Here is a 6,217-nt window from a genome sequence, read left to right as displayed (position 1 = left end):
CGCCGAGGTGCTTGGCCCACTGGCAGGCGATCAGGCCGACGCCGCCGGCGGCCGCCTGCCACAGGATCGTGTCGCCGGGCTTCACCGCGTAGGTCCGGTGCAGCAGGTACTCGACGGTCAGGCCCTTGAGCATCATGGCGGCGGCGGTCTTCTCGTCGACCCCCTCGGGGATCGGCACGGCCGCGGAGGCCGGGATCACCGGCTCCTCGGCGTAGCAGCCGTCCGCCACCGAGCCGTAGGCGACCCGGTCGCCGGGCTTGAACTGCGAGACCCCCTCGCCCACCGCCGTGACGGTGCCGGCGCCCTCCTTGCCGGGGGTGTAGGGCATGTGCGGGGACTTGTAGGCGCCGGTGCGGAAGTAGATGTCGATGAAGTTGACGCCGATGGCGGCCTGCTTGACGCGGATCTGCCCGGGGCCGGGCTCGGCCAGGGGCACGTCCTCGAAGCGCATCACCTCGGGGCCGCCGTACTCGTAGACCCGGATCGCCTTCGGCATCGTCCTGCTCCCGCTCGCCGCCCCGTCCGGGGCGTTGCAGCCCGAGATAACGGAGCGCCCGCCGGAGGCAATTCGTTTTTGGGCCCCCGTACGCCGCCCGTGCGCCGGTTGTAACCCGCCCAGGGGCGCCGCCGTTCTGGATCCGCCGGTCCCGGGCGCCTATCTAGCCCTCGTCCCTGCTCCTGCCCTTCCTCAGCCGAGGTCCGAGATCCATGTCCGGCACCACCCGCACGAGCGCCGACCTCGATCCGCGCCGCCGCCGCCTCCTCTACCGCGCCTGGCACCGGGGCATCCGCGAGATGGACCTGATCATGGGCCGCTTCGCCGATGCCGAGATCGGCGACCTGTCGGAGGCGGAACTCGACCAGTTCGAGGCGCTGATCGAGGTGCCGGACCGCGACCTGTTCAAGTGGCTCACCGGCGAGGTCGAGACGCCGTCGAACTACGACACGTCGGTCTGGCGGCGGGTGCGGGCGTTCCACCGGCACGACGCGCCGATCCATTCCTGAGAGCGACCGGTCGAGAGTGCCCGCGATGGACGAACCCAAGCCCAACTACGATCACCCGGCCCGGTCGATCGCCACAGAGCTGGTGGTGCGGATCATGCTGGAGATGATGGAGCGCTCCGATCCGGCGCTCCGCGCCGAGATCCTGCGGCAGGCGACGGTGCGCGCCGGGGCGATGACCGAGCACATGCCCAACGCGGATTTCTTCCGCGGCCGGGTCGAGGCGGCGCTGGCGGAGATCGTCGGGCCGGACGCCTGAGGGGCGTGCGCCGGGGTATCCCCGGCCCCGACGCGGCGCGGGCCGCGGCCTCTTCCATGCGGGAGAGGGGACCCGCGCGCCATCCTGCGCCCGGCTCACCGACGATCGGCCGCCCATCGGCGCAGGGCCGTTCCCTGCCGCGACGGAGCGTCCATATAGGCTCTGTCCCGCCGCCCGGCCGCCGCCGCCATGCTTTATCGCGGCGGCCCGATCGGCTAACGCCACCCGACCTCTACCCCTGACGCGCCCGGCGGGATTTCCCGCGAAAGACCCGATGGCCAAGCCTCAGCCGAAGCCCCCCGCCCCCGCCGCCAAGCCGCAGGTCGCGCGCTTCGCCCTGCCGAAATCCTCGGCGCTCGCCCGGGCGATCGACGCCCTGAAGCGCGGCGACAGCCCGGTCCTGGCGAACGCCCCGGAGGGCTTCGACGCGCTGGCGCTCGCCGACCTCGCCCGCGCCCTGGCGCCCACCGTCGACGCGCCGGCCGTGCTGGTCCACGTGGCGCGGGATTCCGGACGCTCGGCCTCGTTCCAGGCGGCGCTCGGCTTCGTCGCGCCCGAGATGGACGTGATGAGCCTGCCGGCCTGGGATTGCCAGCCCTACGACCGGGTCTCGCCGACCACGGCCACGGCCGCCGCCCGGATGACGGCGCTCGCCCGCCTCGCCCGCACCCGCTCCGCCGAGGACCGCCCGCGGATCCTCTGCACCACGGTCAACGCCCTGGTGCAGCGGGTTCCGCCCCGCACCCACATCGCCAAGGAGGCGTTCTCGGCGGCGATCGGCAACGTCGTGTCCATGGACGACGTGGTCGCCTGGGTCGAGGCCAACGGCTTCCTGCGCACCGGCACCGTGCGCGACACCGGCGAGTATGCGGTGCGCGGCGGCATCCTCGACCTATCGCCGCCGGGTTTAGCCGCGCCGATCCGCCTCGACTTCTTCGGCGACACGCTGGAATCGATCCGCGCCTTCGATCCGGAGACGCAGCGCACCACCGGGCAGCTCCGCTCGCTGGACCTGATGCCGATGAGCGAGGTCCAGCTCACCACCGAGACGATCCGGCGCTTCCGCCAGGGCTACATCCAGAGCTTCGGCGCGGCGACCCGGGACGACCGGCTCTACGAGACCGTGAGCGAGGGGCGCCGCTACGCCGGCCTCGAGCACTGGATGCCGCTGTTCTACGACCACCTCGACACGCTGTTCGACTATCTCGGCGGCGTGCCGCTGGTCTTCGACCCGCAGGTCGAAGACGCCGCCGCCGAGCGGATCAGCCTCGTCCAGGATTATTACCAGGCCCGCGAGGGCGCGATGAAGACGCCGCAGGCCGGCGTCGCTCCCTACAAGCCGCTGCCGCCCCGGGCCCTCTACCTGACGCCGAACGAGCTGAAGGAGCGGATCGCCACCGCCACGGTGGCGCGGCTGACGCCCTTTGCGCAGCCCGAATCCGCGGAGCGCGCCGTGATCGATTGCGGCGCCAAGGCCGGGCGGAGCTTCGCCCCCGAGCGGGCCGACGAGAATGCCAGCGTGTTCGACGCCGCGGTGGCGCATATCCGCGACCTCCAGGGATCCGGTCATCACGTGATCCTGGGCGCCTGGTCCGACGGATCCCGCGACCGGCTCTGCGGCGTGCTCACCGACCACGGCCTCAAGAAGCCGGTGGCGATCACCCGGCTCACCGACGTCTACGCGCTCAAGCGCGGCACCGACGCGGCGGTCGCCGTCTGGGGCCTGGAGGCGGGCTTCATCGCGGGCGAGCTAGCCGTCGTCTCCGAGGGCGACATCCTGGGCGACCGGCTGGTCCGCCAGAAGCGCAAGGCCAAGAGACCCCAGGACGTGATCCTGGAGGTGCAGGCGCTCCAGCCCGGCGACCTCGTGGTCCATGCCGACCACGGCATCGGCCGGTTCGTCGGCCTCAAGACGATCCACGCCGCGGGTGCCCCGCACGATTGCCTGGAGCTGCAATACACCGGCGGCCTGCTGCTGCTGCCGGTGGAGAATATCGAGCTCCTGACCCGCTACGGCTCGGAGGATTCCGAGGTCGCCCTCGACCGGCTCGGCGGCGGCGCGTGGCAGGCCCGCAAGGCCAAGATGAAGCGCCGCATCCTCGAGATGGCGGGCGAATTGATCAAGGTCGCGGCCCAGCGCTTCGTCCGGAAGGCGCCGGCCCTCAAGGCGCCGGAGGGGCTCTACGGGGAATTCGCCGCCCGCTTCCCGTTCGAGGAGACCGAGGACCAGGCCAACGCGATCGACGCGGTGCTGGACGACCTCAATGCCGGCCGGCCGATGGACCGGCTGGTCTGCGGCGATGTCGGCTTCGGCAAGACCGAGGTGGCTTTGCGCGCCGCTTTCGCGGCGGCGATCTCCGGCAAGCAGGTGGCGGTGATCGTCCCCACGACGCTGCTGGCCCGCCAGCACTATCGGACCTTCGCGGAGCGCTTCAAAGGATTGCCGGTCCAGGTGGCGCAGCTCTCCCGCTTCGCCTCCGCCGGGGAGATGAAGCAGACGCGGGCGGGGCTCATCGCCGGCACGGTCGACATCGTGGTCGGCACCCACGCCCTCTTGGCCAAGAACATCGCCTTCAAGGATCTCGGCCTGATCATCGTGGACGAGGAGCAGCATTTCGGCGTCGCCCACAAGGAGCGGCTGAAGGCGCTCCAGGCCGACGTCCACGTGCTGACGCTGTCGGCGACGCCGATCCCGCGCACGCTCCAGCTCGCCATGACGGGGGTGCGCGAGCTCTCGATCATCGCGACGCCGCCGGTGGACCGGCTGGTGGTGCGCACCTTCGTGACACCCTTCGACCCGCTGACCATCCGGGAGGCCCTGCTGCGCGAACGCTACCGCGGCGGCCAGTCCTTCTACGTGGTTCCCAGGATCGAGGATCTGGCGGAGGTCAAGAAATTCCTCGACGCCGAGATGCCCGAGATCAAGGTCGCGGTGGCCCACGGCCAGATGGCGGCCGGCCAGCTCGAGGACGTGATGACGGCCTTCTACGAGGGCAAGTTCGACGTGCTGCTCTCGACCACGATCGTGGAATCGGGCCTCGACATCCCCACCGCCAACACGCTGATCGTCCACCGGGCCGACATGTTCGGGCTGGCCCAGCTCTACCAGCTGCGCGGCCGGGTCGGTCGCTCGAAGGCCCGGGCCTACGCGCTGTTCACCACGCCGGCGAACCGCCAGCTCACCGCCCAGGCCGAGCAGCGCCTCAAGGTGCTCCAGAGCCTCGACACCCTGGGCGCGGGCTTCCAGCTCGCGAGCCACGATCTCGACATCCGCGGCGCCGGCAACCTGCTCGGCGACGCGCAGTCCGGCCACATCAAGGAGGTCGGCTACGAACTCTACCAGCAGATGCTGGAGGACGCGGTGACGGCGCTCAAGGCCGGCATCGAGGACGTGCCCGAGGAGGCGTGGTCGCCGACCATCGCGCTGGGCGCCCCGGTGACCATCCCGGAGACCTATGTGGAGGATCTCGGCGCGCGGCTCGCGCTCTACCGGCGCCTCGCCACCCTCCAGGACGATGCCGAGATGGAGAGCTTCGGCGCCGAACTCATCGACCGGTTCGGGCCGCTGCCGCCGGAGGTGGAGCAACTCCTCAAGATCGGCACGATCAAGATCCTCTGCCTCAAGGCGAATGTCGAGAAGGTCGAGGCCGGGCCGAAGGGCGTGGTGGTCCATTTCCGCGACCGCTCCTACGCCAACCCGCAGGGGCTCGTCGCCTACGTGGCCGAGCAGGCCTCCTTCGCGAAGGTGCGGCCCGACATGAGCGTCGTGTTCGTGCGCGAGCTGAATACGGTCCCGGCCCGGCTCAAGACCGCCACCGAGGTGCTGCGCAGCCTCGTGAAGATCGCCGAGCGGGGGAAGAAGGCGGCGTAACGATCCGCCCGATAGACTCCCTCATCCTGAGGTGCCCGCGTCAGCGGGCCTCGGCACCTCAGGATGAGGGGGCAGGTTGGAAAGCCGTGTGTGTTGCACCGCCCGCCCATCTCTGCTCTCTCCGTCGCGAATCCCAGGAGACGCGTGGATGGCAAACCCGGCCGCAGCCAGCGCCCCGTCCGATCCGGCAAGATCCGAGAAAAACGCCTTCCTCACGCCCCTGTTCACCGACCGGCGCGTCGCCGCGGTGCTCGGGCTCGGCTTCGCGCAGGGCATCCCGTTCCTGCTCGTCTACGCGACCCAGTCGGCGTGGCTCGTCCAGGCGCAGGTGCCGCTCGCCACGATCGGGCTGATGAGCGAGCTGACCATCGCCTACAAGCTCAAGTTCCTCTGGGCCCCCTTCCTCGACCGCCACGACGCGCCGCTCATCGGCCGCTGGCTCGGGCGGCGCCGGGGCTGGATCGTCGCCACGCAGATCCTGGTGGCCCTGGCGCTCGCGGGCGTCGCCTTCGGCGATCCGGCCCACTGGCTCGCCTGGACGGTGGCGTTCTCCCTGGCGCTCGGCGTGGCCGGCGCCACCCAGGACGTGGTGATCGACGGCTGGCGCATCACCGCCGCGCCCCCGGAGCGGCAGGCGCTGATGTCGTCGTGGTCGGAGATCGGCTACCGGATCGGCAACCTCGCGGCGGGGGCGGGCGCCCTCTACCTGTCCGACGCCTATGGCTGGCGCGCCGCCTACCTGTGCATGGCGGCCCTGATGGCCCCCGGCACGATCGCGGCCCTGCTCGCCCCCGAGCCCCCCGCCCCCGAGACGCCCGCCACCGGCGGCTTCGTCGAGACCGTCTGGGCGCCGATCCGCGACCTCCTCGCCCGGCTCGGGCCGCTGGCCGTGCCGGTGCTGGCGCTGGTCGCGGGCTTCCGATCCCGGCGCCTCGGAACGCGGCGGACGGTGATCCAGGGCCCCTACAGGACGCGGCGCCGAGGCGGCGCCGCGTTCGCGCGCTAGCTTCCGGCGTCCTCGCGGCGGAGCAGGAACACGCCCTGCGCGCCGAACAGGTTCCAGACCCACCAGGGCATGGAGAACC

Annotated in this window: 4 protein-coding genes and 2 pseudogenes; 4 read left to right on the top strand and 2 right to left on the bottom strand. The window is 71.4% G+C overall.

All coding sequences use genetic code 11. The annotated features are described in order from the left end of the window. On the bottom strand, window positions 1–496 hold a 496-nt coding region (locus tag I53_RS14525), incomplete at its 3' end, for an alcohol dehydrogenase catalytic domain-containing protein (protein WP_043351870.1). A 212-nt stretch (window positions 497–708) separates the two neighbouring features. Between I53_RS14525 and I53_RS14520 the strand changes: the two genes are divergently transcribed. The 4 genes and pseudogenes from I53_RS14520 to I53_RS14505 all read left to right on the top strand — a co-directional run. Beyond that, window positions 709–1,005 (top strand): succinate dehydrogenase assembly factor 2, encoded by a 297-nt coding sequence (locus I53_RS14520; RefSeq protein WP_043351869.1) that lies wholly within the window; start codon window positions 709–711, stop codon window positions 1,003–1,005. A 25-nt stretch (window positions 1,006–1,030) separates the two neighbouring features. After that, window positions 1,031–1,261, top strand: a complete 231-nt coding sequence (locus I53_RS14515; RefSeq protein WP_043351867.1) for a hypothetical protein — start codon at window positions 1,031–1,033, stop codon at window positions 1,259–1,261. Between the two features lie 274 nt (window positions 1,262–1,535). Next, window positions 1,536–5,132 carry a transcription-repair coupling factor gene (gene mfd / locus I53_RS14510; protein WP_043351866.1) on the top strand — a complete coding sequence of 1,199 codons (3,597 nt, stop codon included), beginning with the start codon at window positions 1,536–1,538 and terminating at the stop codon, window positions 5,130–5,132. A gap of 148 nt (window positions 5,133–5,280) precedes the next feature. Next, a pseudogene (locus I53_RS14505) lies at window positions 5,281–6,054 on the top strand (MFS transporter); the annotation flags it as partial. An 80-nt stretch (window positions 6,055–6,134) separates the two neighbouring features. Here I53_RS14505 and I53_RS35920 read toward each other — a convergent pair. After that, a pseudogene (locus tag I53_RS35920) lies at window positions 6,135–6,217 on the bottom strand (methionine biosynthesis protein MetW); the annotation flags it as partial.

Origin of the sequence: Methylobacterium sp. B1 (genome assembly GCF_000333255.1) — a bacterium.
GTDB lineage: Bacteria > Pseudomonadota > Alphaproteobacteria > Rhizobiales > Beijerinckiaceae > Methylobacterium > Methylobacterium fujisawaense.
This window is presented reverse-complemented; position numbering and strand designations above follow the sequence as displayed.